Genomic DNA, 21,782 nt, shown 5'->3' on the forward strand with positions numbered 1-21,782 from the left:
AGAATTTTTTAACTTTTTATGCATGAATTTAGAATCAAATTTGTATAACCATAATTCGAATTACCTATATTGATGATTTTATAGCTCTGCCTTCTCACAGAATATATTGGCTTAAGTCGCGGTCCTGCGCGATTCCTGCCAGTTTTTCGCGAACATACTCTGGAGTGATGACCATTGTATCGAGCGTCAGCTCAGGTGCCTCGAACGATAGATCCTCCAGCAGCTTTTCCAGGATCGTATGAAGACGCCGTGCCCCGATGTTCTCCATATTCTGATTCACGGAGGCCGCGATCTTGGCAATTTCCTGAATAGCTTCCTTCTGGAACTGGATTTCAATGTTCTCCGTCTGCAGCAAATGCACATATTGTTTCGTAAGTGCGTTCTCAGGCTCCGTAAGAATAGATACAAAGTCCTCAAGTGTGAGACTGCTCAGCTCTACACGGATCGGGAAGCGCCCCTGAAGCTCAGGGATCAGATCTGAAGGCTTGGCAATGTGAAAAGCGCCTGCGGCGATGAACAGCACGTAGTCTGTCTTCACAGGCCCGTATTTGGTCATGACTGTCGATCCCTCGACGATAGGCAGAATATCACGCTGCACGCCTTCGCGGGATACATCGGGACCGGAGCCCTTGCCCTGGCTGGCCACCTTGTCGATCTCATCGATGAAAATAATCCCGGATTGCTCTGCGCGGGCTACCGACTCCTGTATCATGTCGTCTGTGTCAATCAGCTTGGCCGCTTCATCCTGAATCAGCACCTTGCGGGCTTCACGGATCGGCAGCTTGCGCTTCTTCGTACGCTTCGGCAGCAGGTTCCCGAACATCTCCTGCATGTTCATGCCCATCTGGTCATTGCCCTGCCCAGCGAACATATCCATCATCGAAGGCGTCGTGTCCTCGACATCAATCTCAATGACGTCATCCTCTAACTGGCCGGCAAGCAGCTTGAACTTGATCCCTCTGCGGCGTTCACTCAGGCTTCCGTCCTCCGGCTCTTCCTTGGCTTCCTCCGCCCCGCCGGTGTTTCCGCCAAAAATCATCTCAAACGGATTGCGCTGCGATTTCCCCTTCGAGGAGGAAGGGACCAGAATTGCCACAATCCGGTCATTCGCCAGCTCTTCTGCACGGTCCTTCACCTTTTCGGTGCGCTCCAGCTTCACCATACGAATAGAGGTCTCTACCAGATCCCGGACCATCGACTCCACATCACGCCCCACGTAGCCGACTTCCGTAAATTTGGTCGCTTCGACTTTGATAAACGGGGCATTAACAAGCTTAGCCAGACGCCGGGCGATCTCTGTTTTACCTACACCGGTAGGGCCGATCATCAGGATATTCTTCGGCACAACCTCATCCCGCAGCTCCTCGGACAACAGACTGCGCCGATACCGGTTGCGGAGGGCAACGGCCACTGATTTCTTGGCCTGCTTTTGACCTACGATATATTTGTCAAGCTCTGTTACGATCTGGCGTGGCGTAAGCGATTGATTCACCATTGTGACTTCCTCCCTTTATATATGGCACCTTGCCTATAACTCTTCGACAATAATATTGGAATTGGTATACACACAGATCTCGGAGGCAATTTGCAGCGCTTCTCTGGCAATGTCACCGGCACCCAGATGGGAGGCATGGCGCTTGAGCGCCCGCCCGGAAGCCAGCGCAAAGTTACCGCCGGAGCCGATCGCCAGTACATCATCATCCGGCTCGATAATTTCACCATTGCCGGAGATCAGCAGCATGCCTTCCTTATCCATTACGATCATGAGCGCTTCCAGCTTGCGCAGAATGCGGTCCTGCCGCCAATCCTTGGCCAGCTCCACCGCTGCCCGCTGCAGATTGCCGTGGTGCTCCTCAAGCTTCCCCTCGAACTTCTCGAACAGCGTAATCGCATCAGCTACAGAGCCTGCAAACCCGGCAATGACCTGACCTCTGTACAGGCGGCGGACCTTCTTGGCCGTCGTCTTCATAATGACACTCTCTCCGAATGTAACCTGGCCGTCACCGGCAATCGCCGCATGGCCGTTATGTCTTACCGCACAAATCGTAGTTGCATGAAAGCTGGGTAACATGATGAGCACCCTCCTCAGATTAGGTAATACAGGTCTGAACCTATTGTGCCGGTTGTGCAGGACTATCCGCTTCTGCCGAATCACCATCCACCGGCTCCGGCTCAGCATACTTCAATTCATGGGCTGCAGCATAAGCAGCAAGGCTGTCAAGCGCCCGGTAAGCCAGACGTTCGTTCTTTTCTTTTTTGCTGCGGAACCGTGTCTCAAGCTTCGGCAGCAGGCCAAAGTTGGCATTCATCGGCTGGAAGTGTTCAGGATCTGCCGAAGTAATATAGGCGGGCATGCTGCCCAGCACCGTGTCCTCGGGGAAGATCAGGCTCTCTTCGCCAAGCGCTGCTCTCGCTGCATTCATACCGGCGATCATACCGGAAGCCGCAGATTCTACATACCCTTCCACCCCGGTCATCTGGCCGGCAAAATACAGTCTCTCCCGGCCCTTCATCTGGTAAGTGGGATGCAGCAGCTTAGGGGAATTAATAAAGGTATTGCGATGCATGACCCCATAACGCACATATTCCGCCTGCTCCAGGCCAGGAATGAGAGAGAATACCCGTTTTTGCTCGCCCCACTTCAGATGGGTCTGGAAGCCGACCAGATTATACAGCGTACCGGCAGCATTGTCCTGGCGCAGTTGCACAACCGCGTAAGGGAGCTTGCCCGTGTGAGGATTGAGCAGTCCTACAGGCTTCATAGGGCCGAACAATGCCGTCTGCTTGCCGCGTCTCATCATAATTTCAATCGGCATACAGCCTTCAAAGTAAATCTCTTTCTCAAAATCTTTGAGTGCAGCCGTCTCAGCCGAGATCAGCGCATCATAAAAAATATCGAATTCCTCTTCCGTCATCGGACAGTTCAGATAGGCGGCTTCGCCTTTATCATAGCGGGAGGCCAAATAGACCTTGCTCATATCGATGCTGTCTTTCTCTACAATCGGAGCCGCTGCATCATAGAAATAAAAATACTCTTCGCCAAGCAGTCCCTTGATCTCCGAGGACAAGGAGGGTGAAGTCAGCGGCCCGGTGGCAATAACAACAATCCCTTCCTCCGGTATATGCGTAAGTTCTTCGTTTATGACTTCTACCAAAGGGTGGTTATGCAGCATGGACGTGATTTCACCGGAGAATCCGTCCCGGTCAACAGCAAGAGCGCCTCCCGCCGGAACGGCATGCCTGTCGGCTGCACCCAGTACCAGAGAGCCCAGACGCCGCATTTCTTCCTTAAGTACACCCACTGCATTTCCGAGGCCATTCGCCCGCAGTGAGTTGCTGCAGACCAGCTCGGCGAACTGATCTGTATGATGCGCCGGTGTCTTTACGACCGGACGCATCTCATACAATCTGACCGGAACTCCGCGCGAAGCGATCTGCCAGGCGGCTTCACTTCCGGCCAGACCTGCTCCGATAACGGTTACTTGTGCTTTTTCTGTCAATTTCCGTTCCTCCTGTGACCCTATTATTCTGCTAACTCATCGCTCTCGATTACAGCCTCTGTATGATCGCATGAGGTGCACTGCAGCTTGGTTCCCTGCTTGTTGCGCTTCTCGATCATCCAGGAGCCGCAAGCCGGACATGGCTTCACTGACGGCTTATCCCAGGAAACAAAGTCACAGCCCGGATATTGGTCGCAGCCGTAGAAGACACGCCCCTTCTTGCTGCGCCGCTCCACTACCTTGCCTTCATGGCATTTCGGACAGCTAACACCGATATCCTTAATGATCGGCTTGGTGTTGCGGCATTCCGGAAATCCGGAGCAGGCCAGGAATTTGCCGAACCGGCCCAGCTTATAGACCATCGGCTTGCCGCATTTCTCACACAGCTCATCGGAGACCTCATCTTCAATCTCGATTTCCTTCATTTCTTCTTCCGCATATAGGAGTCTTTTCTCAAAGGATTCATAGAACTCGGCCAGTACCTTCACCCAATCCTCCGCGCCTTCCTCCACATGGTCAAGATCCCCTTCCATATGGGCAGTGAATTCCACATTGAGAATTTCCGGGAAGAACTCTTCCATTTGCTCTATGATTAGCTCTCCAAGCTCTGTCGGCATGAACTTCTTCTCTTCAATCGCCACATACCCTCGCTTCTGGATCGTCTCCAGGGTCGGCGCATACGTACTTGGACGGCCTATGCCCAGTTCCTCAAGCGTCTTGACGAGACGGGCTTCTGTATATCTTGGCGGCGGCTGGGTGAAATGCTGCTTCGGCTCAATCTCTCGCTTCACCAGCTCATCGCCTGCCTTAAGCGGCGGTAGGAACTTCTCTTCGTCTGTTGTGCCGTCATCATTGCCTTCCACATACACCTTCATGAAGCCCGGGAACGAGACCTTGGACCCTACCGCTCTGAATATCGCTGTACCGGCTGTAATATCTACCGACAACGTATCCAGCAGCGCGGAAGACATCTGACTGGACACAAAGCGCTCCCATACGAGCTTATACAGCCGGAATTGATCACGGCTCATGAATTCCTTGACCGTATCCGGCTCACGCAGCGCAGAGGTCGGACGGATCGCTTCATGCGCATCCTGGGCGCCCGCAGCCTTCTTGGAATATTGACGCGGCGTCTCGGGAATGAACTTCTCACCGTATTTGGATTGGATCAGCTCCTTGGCTTCATCCTGTGCGGTAGTGGATATACGCGTGGAATCTGTACGCATATAAGTGATTAAACCGACAGTGCCTTCCTTGCCCAGCTCCACTCCCTCATAGAGCTGCTGTGCAACAGACATCGTCTTGGAGGCGCGGAAGCCCAGCTTACGGGCAGCCTCCTGCTGCAGTGAGCTTGTCGTGAACGGAGCGGATGGATGCCGCTGTCTCTCCTTCTCTTTCACTTCTTTGACCTGGAAGGCCGCGTTCTTAATCGCTTCCAGCACTTCCTGCACATCGCTCTCTTGACCCAGTTCCTTCTTCTCGCCGTTCAGCCGGTGGAACTTGGCTTCGAATTCAGAATCCCGAATCGCCAGCCGGGCAGTAATGCTCCAGTATTCTGTAGGAATGAATTCAGAAATTTCATTCTCCCGGTCCATCACAATCTTGACCGCTACCGATTGTACCCGTCCGGCGGAGAGGCCTTTTTTGACTTTCTTCCATAATAGTGGGCTAATCTTGTAACCGACAAGCCGGTCCAGAATCCGCCGCGCCTGCTGGGCGTTCACCAGATCCATATTAATTTTGCGCGGTGTCTTGAAGGCATCCTTAACCGCCTGCTTGGTAATTTCATTGAAGACCACGCGGCATTCCTGTGTATTATCCAAATTCAGCGCATTTGCCAAATGCCAGGCAATAGCTTCCCCTTCGCGGTCCGGGTCAGCTGCGAGATAGACTTTTTTCACTTTTTTGCTGGCATCCTTAAGTTCCTTCAAGATAGAGCCCTTGCCGCGGATCGTTATATATTTGGGATTGAACTGATTCTCCACATCCACACCGATCTGGCTTTTTGGCAAATCTATGATATGCCCCATTGATGCCTTAACAATATATTTGCTGCCCAGATATTTACCAATCGTTTTCGCTTTTGATGGTGATTCTACAATAACCAACGCATCTGCCATAGGTTTTCCTCCCAAAAGTTCGTAAGCAGATCACCTCCTGAACCAGTCCTAGGACCCGGCTGCACCAGGAAGTCTATGCTTACCACAGTTACTTCTATATTAAATTACCTTATAAATTGCACCCGGTAATTGTGTTACCGCTTTTTTTATGATTAAAGATAACAGAACTGAATGCAAATGTCCAAAATCCCACCTCGTTGACGCCAGCAGCTCATCGAGTGTAAACGGGCCTTGATGCAGTATATGGTAAAGGTGCAGCTCCTCACTTGTCAATTTCTTTTCCATCAGATCGGCTGGACTCTCCCGCTCTACTGCGCCTGCTAAAGCTGATGCAGCCCCCTTGGAAGGCAGGCTGGAGACGTATTCTTCCACAATATCTGAGGCGCAGGTTACCAGCTTCGCACCTTGCTTAATCAGCTCCAGTGCCCCTCTGCTCTTGGGAGAGGTCAGCGGCCCCGGCACGGCAAACACATCCCGGCCTGCTTCAAGCGCAGCATCGGCGGTGATCAGGGACCCGCTGCGGCTGTCTGCCTCCACCACCAGTGTTCCCAGCGACAAGCCAGCGATAATCCGGTTGCGCTGCGGGAATAATCCGGGATGACTCGGAGTTCCGATAGGATATTCGCTAAGAACCAGCCCTTCCCGCGAAATCTGCCGCTCCAGCTCACGGTTATCCGGAGGATAGACCTTGTCCAAGCCGGTTGCCACCACCGCAATGGTCCCTCCTGCTCCGCCTAACGCCGCTTCATGACAGACACTGTCAATCCCCCTCGCCAGGCCGCTTACAACCGTGAGACCGGCTGCACTTAGCTGTCCCGCCAGCATCTCCCCCACCCTGCGCCCATAAGCGGTAGGCACCCGGGTCCCCACCATAGCAACAGAGGGACGGGAAGCCAGCTCCAGACGGCCACGATAGTACAATACCCAAGGCGGCTGAGGAGTTTCCCGCAACTGTACAGGATAGTGATCATCCAGAATAGTGACCATCGCTACACCGCTTTCTTCCATTAAAGAGCGGCGCTTCAGCACCCATGCTTCATTGAAGTCTGCCGCCAGCCGGGCGGATATTACACCGCTGATTCCAGCCCGTTCCCACTCCTCAGCAGAACAGGAGAAGACAGCATTCGTCAAAAGACCTGCCCGGCGGATCTTGTCGATACTTTTCCAGCCAATCCCTTCCATCTCATGCAGACCGAACAACAGCTCCCGAATTTCCATATGTATTCTCTCCCCGTGCGGAAGGGCCAGCCTTCCTTATTGTCTTAAATCGAATTGACTTAAACCAAATTGACTTAAACCAAAAAAAGCAACCTTTCATCCGCGTAATCCGGGACAAAAGGTTGCTTACCTTCAATATTCATTATACCTGCTTCGGCAGGAAAAGCTGTGACCAAACAACCCCACAAAGTGGAGATTTAGCTTCGATGATAACTCAGGTACTTTGCGGGGACCCCAAAACATTTCGTACTAGCGTAAGAAGCGCCCTAGTGGGTGGTGAAGGCATTCAGGATGCCGCGTTCCTCAAGCACACTGACGAGGGTAGAGCCCATTTCAGCAGGCGTTGGCGCTACCTTAATGCCGCAGGACTCCAGCACAGCGATCTTCTCGCTCGCCGTCCCTTTACCGCCTGAAATAATTGCCCCGGCGTGACCCATCCGTTTGCCCGGAGGTGCCGTAACCCCGCCGATGAAGCCGACTACCGGCTTGGTCATGTTCTCTTTGATCCACAACGCAGCTTCTTCCTCTGCCGTCCCGCCGATCTCACCGATCATAATGACAGCCTTGGTGCCCGGATCTTCATTGAAAAGCTTCAGGATGTCGATGAACTCCGAGCCCTTCACCGGGTCGCCCCCGATGCCTACCGCTGAGGATTGGCCGATTCCGCGCTCCGTCAGCTGATGCACAGCTTCATAGGTCAAGGTCCCGCTCCGGGAGACTACACCGACATATCCCGGCTTATGAATATAACCCGGCATAATGCCGATTTTGCATTCTCCAGGCGTGATGACACCCGGACAGTTGGGACCGATCAGCACTGTGGAGCGGCCCTCCATGTATCTGGACACTTTGACCATATCCAGCACCGGAATGCCTTCTGTGATACAAATGACCAGGTCCATCTCCGCATCCACCGCTTCCATAATCGAATCTGCGGCAAAAGCAGGAGGAACGTAAATGACACTTGCAGTTGCACCAGTGGCTGCTTTGGCGGCAACAACCGTGTCGAAGACAGGCAGACTCTTCTCGGTACCGTTGTCTAGGGTAATCTGAACCGTAGTGCCTCCCTTGCCCGGTGTTACACCGCCAACCATCTGAGTACCGTAGTCCAGCGCGCCTTTTGTATGAAATAAACCCGTAGCACCGGTAATTCCCTGGGTAATGACTTTCGTATTTTTATCTACAAGAATGCTCATGCGATAGGTCACATCCTCACTTTTATTGTCGAATATTACACAAGAGCAACGATTTTGCGGGCACCGTCCGCCATGGAATCAGCAGCAACGATATTCAGTCCGGAGCCGGCGAGAATCTCCTTGCCCAGTGCCACATTCGTTCCCTCAAGACGTACGACCAGCGGCTTGGTTAAGCCAAGCTGTCTTGCCGCTTCGACTACACCGGTAGCGATGACATCACAACGCATAATGCCGCCAAAAATATTAACAAAGATACCGTTCACCTTGTCATCGGACAGGATGATTTTGAAAGCTTCCGTTACCTTCTCAGTCGTCGCACCGCCCCCTACATCGAGGAAGTTGGCCGGTTCGCCGCCATAATATTTAATGATATCCATAGTCGCCATCGCCAGGCCCGCCCCGTTCACCATACAGCCGATGTTGCCGTCAAGTGCGATGTAGCTAAGGTCGAATTTGGACGCTTCGATTTCTTTGGCATCCTCTTCGTCCAGATCACGCAGCTCCAGGATATCCTTGTGGCGGAACAAACTGTTGGAATCGAAGTTAAGCTTGGCATCAAGCGCCATCACATTACCGTCTGCAGTAACGACCAGCGGGTTGATCTCTGCAATTGAGCAATCTTTATCCACAAAAGCCAGATATAGCGCTTGCATGAACTTGACCGCTTTGTTCACCAATTCGGGAGGAATAGCAATGCTGTAAGCCAGTTTACGCGCCTGGAAGGTCTGAAGCCCAACCGCCGGATCAACGATTTCCTTGAAAATCTTCTCGGGATGTGTAGCTGCCACCTCTTCAATCTCCGTACCGCCCTCCTCGGATGCCATCATGACGACCCGTCCGGAAGCGCGGTCCACAACCAGACCGATATAATATTCTTTGACAATCTGACAGCCCTCTTCAATCAGCAGCCGCTTTACTACCTTGCCTTCGGGTCCCGTCTGATGGGTCACCAGTGTCTTGCCGAGGATCTCGGACGCATATGCGCGAACCTCATCACTGTTCTTCGCCACCTTGACGCCGCCGGCTTTGCCGCGTCCGCCAGCATGAATCTGCGCTTTGACTACAACCACAGGTGTACCCAGCGCTGCGGCAGCTTCTACGGCTTCGTCCACTGTATAAGCAACTTTTCCGTTCGGTACGGCTACGCCATACTTCTTAAGTACTTCTTTTCCCTGATACTCGTGGATATTCATTCCGGAAGCCTCCTAAAGTGTTGCGGTGACCTGTGCAGGCAGCCTGCGGTCATTCCGCATTCCGTTTTGATTGTCCAAAGCCGGGGCCAGACCGGTTGTTAACCGGCAATATCCCGGTACAAGCAGAGCGCCGGCACCTGAAGCATACGCTGCAACTGGTACAGTTCTCTGCAAGTAGCATATAGAACCTATCACAATAGTGATATCTATAATTACCTATATGCCAGAATGTGAAACCCAGAATATTGTAACATGTTTTATAAGCGCTTTCCTTAAAAACTTTCACTATTTATACATACATATTCGCTCGGTTTCATGCCGGAATGCGAACGATTGCATTGACATCCATGCTTAAACGGCTTTACCGCCCTTATTCAGGACGGTAAAACCTATACTTTTATATGGGAGCGAGACTACGATTTCGAATTGCTAACGTTAGCTTCATGCACCCGGTTCAGGAGATTTTTGAACTGTCCCAGCAAATCTATGAACTCTACCGGAGAGAGCATCGTGCCTTCTGCCATTTTGCCGGGAATGCCCATAGCATCCTGCCGCAGTGCCAAGCCTTGGGGTGTTAATGAAATCAGCACCTTCCGCTCATCCTGCAAAGAACGTTCACGCAAAATTAGTCCTGCGGCCTGCAGCCGCTTAAGCAGCGGAGTCAGCGTGCCTGAATCGAGGAACAAAGCTTCACCCAGCTCCTTGACTGTACATTGCTGTCTCTCCCACAGGACCAGCATAACCAGATACTGCGAATACGTTAATCCGATCTTATCCAGATGAGGCTGGTATAGCTTCGTAAATTCACGCGAACAGGCATAAATCGTAAAGCAGAGCTGGTTCTCCAGCATAAGCTCAGGGGTTGTAGTGGATTCTTTTTGCATTTCTTCTTCACCTGCCTTTGTGACATTAGTTTATCACAATTCATCCACAATATCATGTTAATAGCGGAAAATAGATTGACTTTAATTTTAATTGTGTTAAATTAAGTTGTGTACAATACAATTTGAAAACGAACGGGAGCGATTTAATATGATGACCATCCAACAGAAAATGTACGAAACAACCGTAAAAGCCGTAGGCGGCAGACAGGGTTCTATCGAATCCGACAGCCCTAAGTTGAATCTTGCGATCAGCACACCACGCGAAATGGGCGGCGCCGGCGGTGAAGGCACGAACCCTGAGCAGCTGTTCGCAGCCGGATATTCCGCTTGCTTCGACAGCGCTCTGAATATGGTTGCACGTATGGGCAAGGTAAAGATCGAAGGCTCTGAAGTAACGGCTACTGTCAGCTTCGGCAAAGTGGAAGACGGCGGCTTCGGCATTGCCGTGAAGATGGATGTTCTGGTCAAGGGTGTTGACCGTGAGACCGCTGAACGGCTGGTAGAAGAAGCTCATGGCGCATGTCCTTACTCCCGCGCTACCCGTGGTAACATCGAAGTTGAATTGAACGTGCTGTAAGAATAGCTTCACAAGTGGAAACGGCATTGCCGTCCTTTTAAAGGACGATACCGTTTCAGCATGCCCTCCCCTGCCCGGCGGCCCCGGACGGGGGTTTTGGCGTGTCAGGCTTCTTCCTCCACCATGACCTGCCTGTCCAGATTGCGGTATTGGACCGCTTCGGCCAGATGCGCAGCGCCAATCTCCTCCGCCGCTTCCAGATCGGCTATCGTGCGGGCCAGCTTAATAATCCGGTCATGCGCCCGCATGCTGAGCCCGAGACTCTCGAGAATACTGTCCAGCAGCATCTCCTCTTCCGGCCGCAGCGCAGCATAACGGCGAAGCGCCGCCCCGGACAGCTCGCTGTTCCAGGAGATCGGCAGGATGCTATACCGCTCCGCCTGAATCGCCTGAGCCCGCAGAACCTGAGAGCGCATCTGTGCCGTCGAGACCGGAGGTACACTCCTGTCGCCTTCTCTTGGATGCGGCACATCAACCTGCATATCCATCCGGTCCAGCAGCGGGCCCGAGATTTTGCGCCGGTACTGGGCGATTTTGGCCGGACTGCAGCTGCACCGCTGATGCGTGTTGCCACTACCAAGAAATCCGCACATACAGGGATTCATGGAGCAAGCGAGCAGGAACTGGGCAGGGAAGGTGAAGGATGCCCGAGCCCGGCTGATGGTGACAACCCTATCCTCCAGCGGCTGGCGGAGCACTTCAAGCACAGTCCGGGAGAACTCGGGCAGCTCGTCCAGGAAGAGAATACCGCGGTGTGCGAGACTAACCTCCCCCGGCTTCGGAATCCCGCCCCCGCCGATCAATCCGGCTGCCGAGATGGTATGATGCGGTGAACGAAACGGGCGGTCACGCAGCAACCCGCTCCCTCCGTCCCTAAGCTTCCCGGCAGCACTGAATATCTTCATCACCTCAAGCGATTCTTGATCGTTAAGATCGGGAAGAATTCCGGGTAACCGCTTAATCAGCATAGTCTTCCCCGTACCTGGAGGGCCGATCAGAATAATATTGTGCATTCCCGCTGCCGCAATCGTAAGGGCACGCTTCACATGATTCTGGCCGATAACATCGCTGTAATCTTCATTCATCGGCTGCTTCACCGCAAGCAGGGAGGGAATATTCTCCGCTGGCTCAGAATGGTATCTCAAATGGTCCAGGGACAGCGCCAGAACGGGCGAACGCTTTCTGGAGGCCGCATCAGCGCTTACAGATACCGATACCGGAAACGGTAAATCAGCCTGTGGCAGTTCAGGCCCGGCCACTTCGGATTGTTCCACCGGATTCGGCGGAGGAAGCTGACCAGGGTGAGGCAGCTCCCGCAAATGCCCGGCAGTGTACACCTTCATTCCCGCGATCAACGCAGCTTCAGCCGCATTGCCGGGCGGCACCAGAACAGCATGAATCCCGGCTTGACGCGCAGCCTGGGCCATGGATAATACCCCATTTACCGGCCGCAGACTTCCGTCGAGCGCAAGCTCACCAATCAGCAGCATCTGCCCGGCTTCCGGCATAACAAGCTGGCCGCTGGTCGTCAGTATCCCCAGGGCAATCGCCAGATCAAACGCCGAGCCCTCCTTGCGCAGGTCCGCCGGGGCCAGATTAATCGTCACCCGCTGTTGGGGATAGCTGTAACCGCAATTCTTTACGGCGGACCGTACTCGCTCCACCGCTTCCCTGACTGCCGAATCCGGCAGGCCGATAATATGGGTCTGCGGCAAGCCGTTAGCCAGATCCACCTCCACTCCGATCATTACACCTTCAATGCCATACAGGCATGCGCTATGCATTTTTCCGTACACAAATAAGCACCTCTTCTCCAGAAATACACCCGCAACGGGCGTTCGTTTCAAGGAAAAAAGGTGCTTCCTCTTTTTCCGTAAGCTCAATTACACTCAGTATAACTAAAACCCTACACAACATGCAAGGTTATTGCGCATATAGTGCTGCACAAAAATCAGCTTTTAATCGTCTTGCATAAATATGCAACTATGACCAAAGAATCATTTTATTCAGCCTTCTTCGCTGGCTACCACCGAATCCCTTATCTGTTCAAAGGACAGCGGGGTGTAATTCCAGTGCTCCACACAAATATTAAAGTGATGATTGCCCTCATATTTCTGTCCATGAATATGACCATGCACATTCACGTAAGGCATATGCTTGTTCATATACATCGGCTCATGCGAGAGCAGAAAAAACTCCTTGTATATCAGCGGATACTCACTGACCTCATCAAATCCGGCTTCCAGCCACCAGCCTCGTCCGCGTCCACGGTCATGATTGCCAAGAATCAGTATTTTGTACCCGTTCAGGGCAGACACAATGCTACGGGTATCCTCTTGATTCCTGAAAGAAAAGTCACCCAGATGAAAAATCGTGTCCTCCTCTCTTACGACTGCATTCCAGTTCGCAACCATCACCTTGTCCATCTCTTCCGCACTGGCAAAAGGCCGCGATTCAAAATCAATGATCAGCTTGTGGCCAAAATGATGATCTGAGGTAAAAAATACGTTGGACAAGATCGCTCCCCGCTTTCGCTAAGTGCTGGATTGCTTATTCATTCCACTTCCGTTTGGCTCCGCGCCGGTTCACATCCATTTGTATTAATTCCGCCACCGGCGGAGCTTCCTCGTGTTCGATCAGCCATTTGCGCATTTCCTTAATGGCCTCCACTTGCCCGTTACCCTTGTCACGCCAGGTCAGCAGCTCAATCACATTGATGACCAGTGACAAGAGGCTGCTATTGCTGTCTTGGGTTTTCTCAGCACGCATCTTGTGGAATAACGCTTCATTCTCCCAGTCAATCAATATCTCTTCCGCTATTGCAGGCCGCATAACGGTAAATGTCTTATTACAATTACTGCAGCATACAACGGATAAGGGCTCTGCGCCAAGTTCCGCTACTATATTATGCTCACAATTTTGGCAAGTAAAGCTTACCTGTATATTCATTGATTGATTCCTCATTCCGGCAGCCCTCCTCATGGTGGCATTAAAAGTTACACTAATGTTTACCCACTTCTTTTGAGAAATGACCCATGAAGTCCGGCATCTGTCAAGGATAATTGTTAAATTTTACACGGTTTTTACAAAACAGAGACAGCTAAAAGACTTCCCGGAGATGCCGCAGGGAGGCGATGCTTAAATCCGGCTGAAGCTGTACAGCAATCACATCGAAAGCAATTGCAGCCGGCTGCAGTCCCTGCATGTGCAGGTAGACCCGGGCTGTCTCTCTCACCTGACGGATTTTGCGTGCATCGACCGATTCCTCCGCAGTGCCCTGCACGGCTGAGCCGCTCCGGCTGCGTACCTCAATGAAGACCAGAGCGCCTTCATACTCCGCGATAATATCCAGCTCTCCGCTACGGCAGCGCCAGTTATAATCCCGGATGAGGTAGCCCCGCGAAGTCAGATACATTCGGGCCGCCTGCTCGGCAGCAGCGCCTTTCTCCTGACGGGTGTAGGTTCTGCCGTCTCCGTTATGGCTCACTTCTGTCTCCGTTCACCAGCTGTCCGGTCACTCTGGTATACATAGCTGAGAATCTCTGCCACCAGCTGATAGAGCTGAGGCGGAATCTGCTGGTCCAGATCGAGCTTCGACAGCACCTCTACCAGCGCCGCATCCTCCTGCACCGCTACTCCGTTTTCCTTTGCCTTTTGCAGGATGATGTCCGCTACCGAGCCTTGCCCCTTAGCGACAACCACCGGCGCATCGCTCTGGCCCGGAATATATTTGAGCGCCACTGCCTTCTTGAGATTCTGCGGAACCTTCTGCTCAGACTCACTCATATGCGGTAATCTACTCCTTTGTACTCCTGCGGAGCATAATCGGACGGCTTCACCGCAGCAGCGGCGACGCTCCGTTCCGGCAATGCTTCCGTACGCAGGCTGGACAATTGATAGCCTATGCCTTCGACCGCCGCCTTCATCTCCTCGCGGCGGCCCTCCAGCAGCTCCAGTACCCAAGGTTCATCGTTATGCAGCTTCAGGCTGACGATGCGGTCGACCACCTGCACATCGACCATCGTCTGGCCGAGCTGCTTCATGTCCAGATCGAACCACAAGCGGCAATTCGCCGCGTCGAGCTCCCCCTTGCTGCCGCGCCGCGACTGGATCTGGACAGAAGCCGTCTCCCGGCCATCCGGACCGTGCAGCGGCAGGAACATCGTCACCTGCGCGAACGGCGCGGTGCGGTCTGTATTCAGCAGCAGCTGCTGGCCTGTAAGCTGCTGCACCAGCTGGCCCGCGGCTTCCTTCACCGCGGGCGGGGCCTCGCTGCTGCCCAGTACCTGCAGCAGCACGCCCTTGAGCGTACCGGCGGAATCTTCCGCGCCGCCGGACGCTGCCTGCGCGGTGTGCGCCCCGCCGCCGCGCAGGATCTGCTGCTCGTGCTCCGCACCGAGCAGCTTCAAGATCCGCCCCACCCAGGGGTCTGTCCCCTGGGTGGCGGCGGGTTCCCCCTGCGGCTGCGCCGCCGCAGGGGCTGCACTGCCGCCCGCCGCGCCGGAGGCGGGCGGCGCTTCGGCGAGCTGCGGCAGAGTGCCGCGCAGCTCGGAGAGCACGCCCTGCAGCTTCGCGAGCAGGGCCGGCCCCGCAGCGCTTTGCGCCTGCGCGGCAACTCCCGCGCCCTCACGCACTCCTGCCGTGTTCCCCGCGCTTTCTCGCGCTCCAGCTGCGTTCCCCGCGCTTTCTCGCGCTCCAGCTGCGTTCCCCGCTCCTTCTCGCACCGCTGCCGCGTTCCCCGCGCTTTCTCGCACTCCAGCGTTCCCCGCACCCTCACGCGCTCCAGCCACGCTTCCCGCACCTTCTCGCGCTCCAGCTACGTTCCCTGCGCTTTCACGCGCTCCAGCTGCGATTCCCGCACCTTCTCGCGCTCCAGCCATATTCCCCGCGCCGTCACGCGCTCCAGCTACGCTTCCCGCTCCTTCACCACGCGTTCCCATTCCCACTACAGCACCTGCACCTTCTCGCACTCCAGCTGCGTTCCCCGCACCTTCGCCACGCGTTCCCGCTACAGCACCCGCACCTTCGCGCGCTCCAACCGCGTTCCCCGCTCCTTCACCACGCGTTCCCGCTACAGCACCCGCTCCTTCTCGCGCTCCTGCTGCGTTCCCCGCTCCTTCGCCACGCGTTCCCGCTACAGCACCCGATCCAGCCGTATTCCCAGAACCTTCTCGCGCTCCAACCGCATTCCCGCTTCCTGCCGGCTCCGCATCTCCCGTCGGTACTAACGCAGCTTGTCCATTGGAACTGCCAGCAGCCTGCGAAGTCCCCTTATTAGCGGTTACTCCTGCCTGAGTAGTCACCCCGGCAGCTCCTCCCGGAAGAGCACCGGCTGCTGGAGTATTACCAGCCAGGCCGGCATTGGCTCCGCCTGCCAGCAGCCCACCCGCAGGTCTGCTATTCCCCGCAGCTTGACCTGATCCGTCGCCGTCTCCCCCTTGCTGCACCCAGACGTTCAGCGCAGTCTCCAGCTTCGCCAGCAGATCATGCAGCTTCGGTCCGAATACAGCCTGCTGCAGCCCCTTCACCGTCTCAGCCGTTACAGGCAAACCACGCTTCACTGAGATTACAGCCGCCTCCAGCCACTCTGAGGCAGGGACACCGGGAGGTTTGGCATTCATGACTGCGTCCAGCTTCGCTGCAGTCTCCTTGGTGAAGGCCAGCCCTCCGGCCTGCATCGCTTGAACAATCTCCCGTCCCGCCTTGGAATTGGCAAGTCCAAGCGACTCCAGTGCCTCGCCCATACTCTGCGGCGAGACCATAGCAGCCTCCCCCAGAGAGACCGGCTTAAGCACTGGCAAGCCGCCTTCTCCTGGTGCACCCACCTGCAGGTTCAGCGTCTGACCGGCTGCCAGCGGTGTTTCCAGTTCAGCCCGTACCGGCGTTCCCTGAATCTGCACCACCGCTTCTTTTCCGGAATCGGATACGCTTAGCACAACGCCGCGAACAACCTGACCTTCCTTAAGCTCTACAGATTTGGCCTCCCCCGCCTTGCTGTCGCCAAGCAAACCGCGAACCAGTGATCCGATGTTCATGTTGTCCGCCTCCCTTCTTTCTATTTATATCGGTATTTCGCCTTCATTTGTGATTATCGGGATGATACGCCAAGTGGAAACTGCTATGCCATCCTTTTAGAGGACGGCACCGTTTCAGCGAGAAATAGAAGGATAATGTAGACGTGAAACCATACATTCTTATATTTTTAGAATAAAGACAACTGTTCCTGCTCGGCAAGAATATTGCCAATGAAGCTGCGCCGGTGCATCGGAGTTACACCCAGTGCCTTGATCTGTTCACGGTGCAGCTTGGTAGCATATCCTTTATGTACTTTGATCCCGTAATCCGGGTATAATTCCTCCCACAAGCCCTCACAGAGCCGGTCACGTGTCACCTTGGCTACAATGGAGGCGGCAGCAATCGACTGGCTGTTGGCATCCCCTTTAATGATGGCACGCTGCGGCAAGGGCAAGTCCACCTTCTCCGCATCAATCAGCATATAGTCCGGCTGCTGGCTTAATCCCTCTACCGCCAGGCGCATCGCCAGACGCGAAGCCTGCTTAATATTAATTTCATCGATCACCGCCGCCTCCACATGCCCTAAGCTTACCGCCAGCGCCTGCTCCATAATGGTCTCATACAGAGCATCCCGCTTTTTGGCCGTCAGCTTCTTGGAGTCATCCACACCCTCAATAATCAGCCCCGCCGGCAAAATTACCGCTGCGGCCACCACATCTCCGAACAAACAGCCCCGCCCCACTTCATCCACACCTGCGATGTGACGGAAGGATTGTTCCCAGCCTTCTTTTTCATACCCAAGCATATCGATCTCACTCACTGTCTCTCCACCTGCCCATTAAAATTAAAGTAAGCCACATCTATGATCTTCCTACTAATATATGACAGAATTCGAATCCCATAAGAACTTCGAACTTGCACTCATTTCCATCCAATCCCAGTCTCAGAATCTTAAAATTCTGCACTGAATACAACAATCCCTTCATTAATACTGCGCAAATCCAAAAAAGTTGTATGAATAACAGCATTTCTCTTCCCTCAAGCTGCCCAAACGAGGACATTCCTGCATTTCATACAACACTTTTGCTACTCCGCCCCTTATCAATAGAGAAGAGTTGCTATTCTTACAACATTGCTTCGCACACCGCCCCATTCCCCACCTACACGCAAAAAAAGAGCCACCCCACATTCACGGATGGCTCTTCCATTCCACATTACATTCTACTATTCAGGTGTCTCCAGCGTGAAACGTCCAAGCTTCCCTGCACGAAGCTCATGCAGCAGCGCGCGTGAAGCCTTCTCCAGATCTACTCGGCCACCGCTCATCAGACAACCGCGCTTACGCCCGACTGCTTCCATAACAGCCACGATTTCGTCCGGGTTCTCTAAGTCCTCCGGCAGCTTACTGATATCGAAGCGTTCCTGGAACCGGCTTCCGTAATCCTTCACCAGATACTTCACCGCATAATAAGCGATATCCTCAATATTCAGGATCTCTTCCTTAATGGCCCCGGTTACTGCCAGCTTATAGCCTACCGTCTGGTCCTCGAATTTCGGCCAGAGAATCCCCGGCGTATCCAGCAGTTCCAGACTGCCGCCGGTCTTAATCCATTGCTGGCCCTTGGTAACCCCCGGACGGTCACCGGTAATCGCAATATTTTTTCCAGCCATCCGGTTAATGAGAGTCGATTTGCCTACGTTGGGAATGCCCACAATCAGTGCCCGCATCGCACGCGGATTCATGCCCTTGGCAATTTGCCGGTCGATCTTGTCCTTCAGCAGCAGCTTCACCTGCTCCGGAATTTCTTTTATCCCGGTGCCAGTAGAAGCATCTACCGGATAGGCAACATGACCCTGCGCCTTGAAGTAAGCCAGCCACTTGCGTGTAGCTTCCGGATCGGCCAGATCCGCTTTGTTCAGAATAATCAGCCTTGGCTTGTCCCGCAAAATATCGTCAATCATCGGATTGCGGCTCGAGATCGGCAGACGGGAATCAAGCAGTTCTATTGCAACATCAATTAGCTTCAGCTTATCCTCGATTTGCCGTCTAGCCCTCGTCATATGACCAGGAAACCATTGAATGGCCAATGCCGTCACCTCCTTTGACTTCTGTCAGCTTAAAATAATTAATGATTTATCAATGAGATATTCTTCACCGGCCAGAAAATAAGGTCTGCACGGCCGACAATATCCCCCAGCGGCACATAACCGATCATCCGGCTGTCCGTACTGTCAGAGCGGTTATCCCCCATTACGAACACATGGCCTTCCGGCACCTTGTTGTCCGTAAACTGCTCATTGGGGAAGTTCTTATTGTTGTACAAGATGTTGTTATTATGCGCATCATCAATCGCGCTCTGGATATACGTCTCGTTCACAGGCTCTCCGTTAACTGTAACGACATCCCCTTCAACTGTGACTGTATCGCCTGCCACACCAATGACACGTTTAATGAAATCCCTGCCCTCAGAGGGCACATGGAACACAATGACTTCCCCGCGCTCCGGCTTGCGGATATCGTAGAGAATTTCATTAACAATCACACGTTCTCCGGTATGGAAGTTAGGCTTCATGGAAGGGCCGTCTACGATAAACGGTTTGAACAAAAGCCAGCGTATTAGAATAACCAGAACCAATGCAATCGCTATCGCTTTAATCCATTCCAGGACTTCATTCTTTGGCTTCCGGGGGCTCTGGCCGTTAGAATCAATCACTTCGCCTTGCCCTTGCTGCAAATCCTGCTGCATAGTTCACCGTCCTCTCCATCAGTTGTTATCTCCACTATACAATACAAAAAAGCTCCTGCCAAAAACTCCCCCGCGATTACTCCTTCAGGAGGCCTTTTCGGAGAAGCTGTTCCTAAGGCACATATGTCTAAAAACCCCACAAAGTGATGCTTTAACTTCGTGCTTACTCAGGTACTTTGCGGGGATCCAAAATTCTTTAATCACAAGAAATAAACGAAAGGGGCTTGAATTCAAGCCCCTTTCCTTTGTCACTATTCTAGCGACGAATTTCTTTAATTCTTGCAGCTTTACCGCGCAGGTCACGAAGATAATACAGCTTCGCACGACGCACTTTACCACGGCGAGCCACTTCGATTTTCTCGAGTTTAGGGGAGTTGACTGGGAATGTTCTTTCCACACCAACACCATAAGAGATTTTACGAACCGTAAAAGTCTCACCGATACCGCCGCCGCGACGTTTAATTACAACGCCTTCGAACAGCTGGATACGCTCACGAGTTCCTTCGATAACTTTTACATGCACCTTCAAAGTGTCACCCGGGCGAAAACTCGGGATATCTTTACGAAGTTGCTCTTGTGTAATTGCTTGTAGGATATTCATTAAGGACTTCCTCCTTCCGTACAGGTGTTCTTGCCTCTTCCGGAGAGCCATTGCTCTCCCTCATTATCCGCAGAGGACCACCGTATTCCACACAACAGAAGTAATATTATCATAAAAGACAGGCTCATGCAACATATATTTATTATTTAAAGCGGCAGCATATCCCGTTTCTTCGCCTTCACCTTGCAATCCTTGCAGAGTCCGACCACACTTCCGTCATCCTGGGCATAAAAAATCAGCTTGCCGTTCTTCTTCTTACAGGAGGAGCACTGCTGATCCGCAGCATTCTGCTTGGCCTTACGGTGCCCTTCCATAGAAATCACATTACTGGCCTTACCTTGCTTCGGCGCTTCAGACTGTTCTTGGCTCATCCGGCTGCGGTACACGGTATAGACAACTGCACCCACCAACACAACGATCAGGAATGCTGCATACTGCATTTGGCTCATCCGCCCCTCTGACTTGTTCAGTCCAAATAGTAAACAGACCGTCTCCCGGGTCTGCTTCCGTGCCGGCCCTCCAGCTGTCACATTTCATTCTTCCGGTCCTTCATCTAACGACAGTGTACCATAATGCCTCTCTAAAATGTAGTAGCTAAGCTTCCTGGACTATAGTCCAGTAGAACAACCCGCCGCCAGGCTGTTATCCAGTGTTTTCCCATAATATATAATACTGAGTATACATAAGCAAATAATTATGCCTTTAGGAGGGCCTATATAATGAAGAAACATCACAGCACAGCAATTATTGCAGCAATGGCCGTATTTTCTATTGCACTTACCGGCTGCCGGGAGCTTCCCGGCAAGGAAGCAGCGGATAACCAGCTGGAGCAGACGATCTCCGGCAGCTTCAAGCAGGAGGCGGCAGAAGCCGTGAAGCAGAGTCTCAGCGATGCCAGTGCTGCTGTCGGTGACGCCATCCAGAACACAGCAGGTATGATTGAAGAGCAGATGAATACTAGCGGAGTCAGCCGGGAGTTCTCCACCTCCCTGCCGATTGCTTCGGCTTCCGTCCTTAAGCTAGATAATGCGGTGGGGGAAGTTGAAGTAGTACCCGCTTCAGGTGATGAGATCACAGTGCAGGCCACCGTCATTGTCCATGAGCAGACAGGCCACAAGCTGGTATCCGGAGTGCTGGATCATACGGAAGTCTCTATTGAACATAAAGGAGACGCGCTAATCGTCTCTGCTCATGGTGAAGGCAATTCGAAGAGAAACCTCTGGGAATGGGCGCAGCATGAGTATGGGGATTCCAACTTCAGCATTAATTATGTAATAGGGATTCCAGAGACCGTTGACCGGTTTAAGATTGATAATAATGTAGGTACCGTCCAGCTCCGCGGGCTTGAGGGAACTTTTGAGATTAACAGCAATGTCGGCAGCATCATCCTTCAAGACACCGTATTCACAGGCAAGTCCAGTGTGGAGTCAAATACGGGGAGTATTGAGCTTGGGGTATCCAGCATGAAGCAGGGCAGCAGCCTCAAGGCCAAGAGCGATATTGGAAGAATCTCCGCCGATCTGTCAGCATCAACCGCATGTACGGTCAAAGCCCGCAGTGAGCTCGGCCACATCTCCGGCGCCGACAACGGTACACCCAAGGATTATAACGGCGGCGGTCCGCTGGTATCGTTAACCACGCAGATCGGAGCCATATCTGTTAATTAGATCATCCTATAGTGACGCAAAAAGTGGGCCTTCCTGACTTCCAGGAGCCCACTTTTTGTGTTGT

The 21,782-nt window shown here is 53.1% G+C and carries 21 protein-coding genes; 2 read left to right on the forward strand and 19 right to left on the reverse strand.

Annotated features, from left to right (window positions below; genetic code table 11):
* Nucleotides 1–94: 94 nt before the first annotated feature.
* The 8 genes from hslU to NYE26_RS17515 all read right to left on the reverse strand — a co-directional run bounded on the left by hslU (nt 95) and on the right by NYE26_RS17515 (nt 10,111).
* A complete protein-coding gene (gene hslU / locus NYE26_RS17480; protein WP_339249054.1) occupies nt 95–1,495 on the reverse strand; it encodes an ATP-dependent protease ATPase subunit HslU in 1,401 nt (466 codons plus the stop codon).
* A 33-nt stretch (nt 1,496–1,528) separates the two neighbouring features.
* Entirely contained in the window at nt 1,529–2,071 is a 543-nt protein-coding gene (gene hslV / locus NYE26_RS17485) for an ATP-dependent protease subunit HslV (protein WP_036724650.1), read from the reverse strand.
* Between the two features lie 40 nt (nt 2,072–2,111).
* The gene (trmFO, locus tag NYE26_RS17490) at nt 2,112–3,500 is read right to left on the reverse strand and encodes an FADH(2)-oxidizing methylenetetrahydrofolate--tRNA-(uracil(54)-C(5))-methyltransferase TrmFO (RefSeq protein WP_339249055.1); all 1,389 of its coding nucleotides are present in this window, start codon (nt 3,498–3,500) and stop codon (nt 2,112–2,114) included.
* Between the two features lie 23 nt (nt 3,501–3,523).
* Nucleotides 3,524–5,620, reverse strand: coding sequence for a type I DNA topoisomerase (topA, locus tag NYE26_RS17495; RefSeq protein WP_036724648.1), 2,097 nt, complete (start codon nt 5,618–5,620; stop codon nt 3,524–3,526).
* Nucleotides 5,621–5,719: 99 nt separating this feature from the next.
* Nucleotides 5,720–6,838, reverse strand: coding sequence for a DNA-processing protein DprA (gene dprA, locus NYE26_RS17500; protein ID WP_339249056.1), 1,119 nt, complete (start codon nt 6,836–6,838; stop codon nt 5,720–5,722).
* Between the two features lie 266 nt (nt 6,839–7,104).
* On the reverse strand, nt 7,105–8,034 hold the full coding sequence (sucD, locus tag NYE26_RS17505) for a succinate--CoA ligase subunit alpha (protein ID WP_036692470.1): 930 nt from the start codon (nt 8,032–8,034) through the stop codon (nt 7,105–7,107).
* A 35-nt stretch (nt 8,035–8,069) separates the two neighbouring features.
* Nucleotides 8,070–9,227, reverse strand: a complete 1,158-nt coding sequence (gene sucC / locus NYE26_RS17510) for an ADP-forming succinate--CoA ligase subunit beta (RefSeq protein ID WP_036724647.1) — start codon at nt 9,225–9,227, stop codon at nt 8,070–8,072.
* A 413-nt stretch (nt 9,228–9,640) separates the two neighbouring features.
* Nucleotides 9,641–10,111: a MarR family transcriptional regulator gene (locus tag NYE26_RS17515; RefSeq protein ID WP_036724645.1), complete on the reverse strand. Its 471-nt coding sequence runs from the start codon at nt 10,109–10,111 to the stop codon at nt 9,641–9,643.
* 148 nt (nt 10,112–10,259) lie between these two features.
* Between NYE26_RS17515 and NYE26_RS17520 the strand changes: the two genes are divergently transcribed.
* A complete protein-coding gene (locus NYE26_RS17520) occupies nt 10,260–10,688 on the forward strand; it encodes an organic hydroperoxide resistance protein (RefSeq protein WP_209879063.1) in 429 nt (142 codons plus the stop codon).
* 104 nt (nt 10,689–10,792) lie between these two features.
* On the opposite strand, the gene NYE26_RS17525 is transcribed toward NYE26_RS17520, so the two are convergent.
* From NYE26_RS17525 to NYE26_RS17575, 11 genes are all read right to left on the reverse strand, one after another.
* Entirely contained in the window at nt 10,793–12,484 is a 1,692-nt protein-coding gene (locus NYE26_RS17525) for a YifB family Mg chelatase-like AAA ATPase (RefSeq protein WP_339249057.1), read from the reverse strand.
* Nucleotides 12,485–12,694: 210 nt separating this feature from the next.
* Nucleotides 12,695–13,204 (reverse strand): metallophosphoesterase, encoded by a 510-nt coding sequence (locus tag NYE26_RS17530; protein ID WP_209869363.1) that lies wholly within the window; start codon nt 13,202–13,204, stop codon nt 12,695–12,697.
* A 34-nt stretch (nt 13,205–13,238) separates the two neighbouring features.
* Complete coding sequence (locus tag NYE26_RS17535; RefSeq protein ID WP_143803689.1) at nt 13,239–13,457, reverse strand: hypothetical protein; 219 nt, start codon at nt 13,455–13,457, stop codon at nt 13,239–13,241.
* Nucleotides 13,458–13,788: 331 nt separating this feature from the next.
* A complete protein-coding gene (locus NYE26_RS17540) occupies nt 13,789–14,175 on the reverse strand; it encodes a YraN family protein (protein ID WP_036724640.1) in 387 nt (128 codons plus the stop codon).
* Entirely contained in the window at nt 14,172–14,474 is a 303-nt protein-coding gene (locus NYE26_RS17545) for an EscU/YscU/HrcU family type III secretion system export apparatus switch protein (RefSeq protein ID WP_036724639.1), read from the reverse strand. The genes NYE26_RS17540 and NYE26_RS17545 overlap by 4 nt, the downstream gene beginning before the upstream one ends.
* A complete protein-coding gene (locus NYE26_RS17550) occupies nt 14,471–16,723 on the reverse strand; it encodes a hypothetical protein (protein WP_339249058.1) in 2,253 nt (750 codons plus the stop codon). The genes NYE26_RS17545 and NYE26_RS17550 overlap by 4 nt, the downstream gene beginning before the upstream one ends.
* Before the next feature lie 167 nt (nt 16,724–16,890).
* A complete protein-coding gene (locus tag NYE26_RS17555; protein ID WP_081751445.1) occupies nt 16,891–17,508 on the reverse strand; it encodes a ribonuclease HII in 618 nt (205 codons plus the stop codon).
* Nucleotides 17,509–17,927: 419 nt separating this feature from the next.
* Nucleotides 17,928–18,791 carry a ribosome biogenesis GTPase YlqF gene (gene ylqF, locus NYE26_RS17560; protein WP_036733575.1) on the reverse strand — a complete coding sequence of 288 codons (864 nt, stop codon included), beginning with the start codon at nt 18,789–18,791 and terminating at the stop codon, nt 17,928–17,930.
* Nucleotides 18,792–18,829: 38 nt separating this feature from the next.
* The gene (gene lepB / locus NYE26_RS17565) at nt 18,830–19,450 is read right to left on the reverse strand and encodes a signal peptidase I (protein ID WP_036733573.1); all 621 of its coding nucleotides are present in this window, start codon (nt 19,448–19,450) and stop codon (nt 18,830–18,832) included.
* A 256-nt stretch (nt 19,451–19,706) separates the two neighbouring features.
* Nucleotides 19,707–20,051, reverse strand: a complete 345-nt coding sequence (gene rplS / locus NYE26_RS17570; RefSeq protein ID WP_036701215.1) for a 50S ribosomal protein L19 — start codon at nt 20,049–20,051, stop codon at nt 19,707–19,709.
* A 146-nt stretch (nt 20,052–20,197) separates the two neighbouring features.
* Nucleotides 20,198–20,581, reverse strand: a complete 384-nt coding sequence (locus tag NYE26_RS17575) for a hypothetical protein (protein ID WP_339249061.1) — start codon at nt 20,579–20,581, stop codon at nt 20,198–20,200.
* Nucleotides 20,582–20,770: 189 nt separating this feature from the next.
* Here NYE26_RS17575 and NYE26_RS17580 point away from each other — a divergent pair, with 189 nt between their 5' ends.
* Nucleotides 20,771–21,718, forward strand: a complete 948-nt coding sequence (locus NYE26_RS17580; protein ID WP_339249063.1) for a hypothetical protein — start codon at nt 20,771–20,773, stop codon at nt 21,716–21,718.
* Nucleotides 21,719–21,782: the final 64 nt, after the last annotated feature.

It is taken from the genome of Paenibacillus sp. FSL P2-0136 (assembly GCF_037975325.1).
GTDB lineage: Bacteria > Bacillota > Bacilli > Paenibacillales > Paenibacillaceae > Paenibacillus_AQ > Paenibacillus_AQ silagei.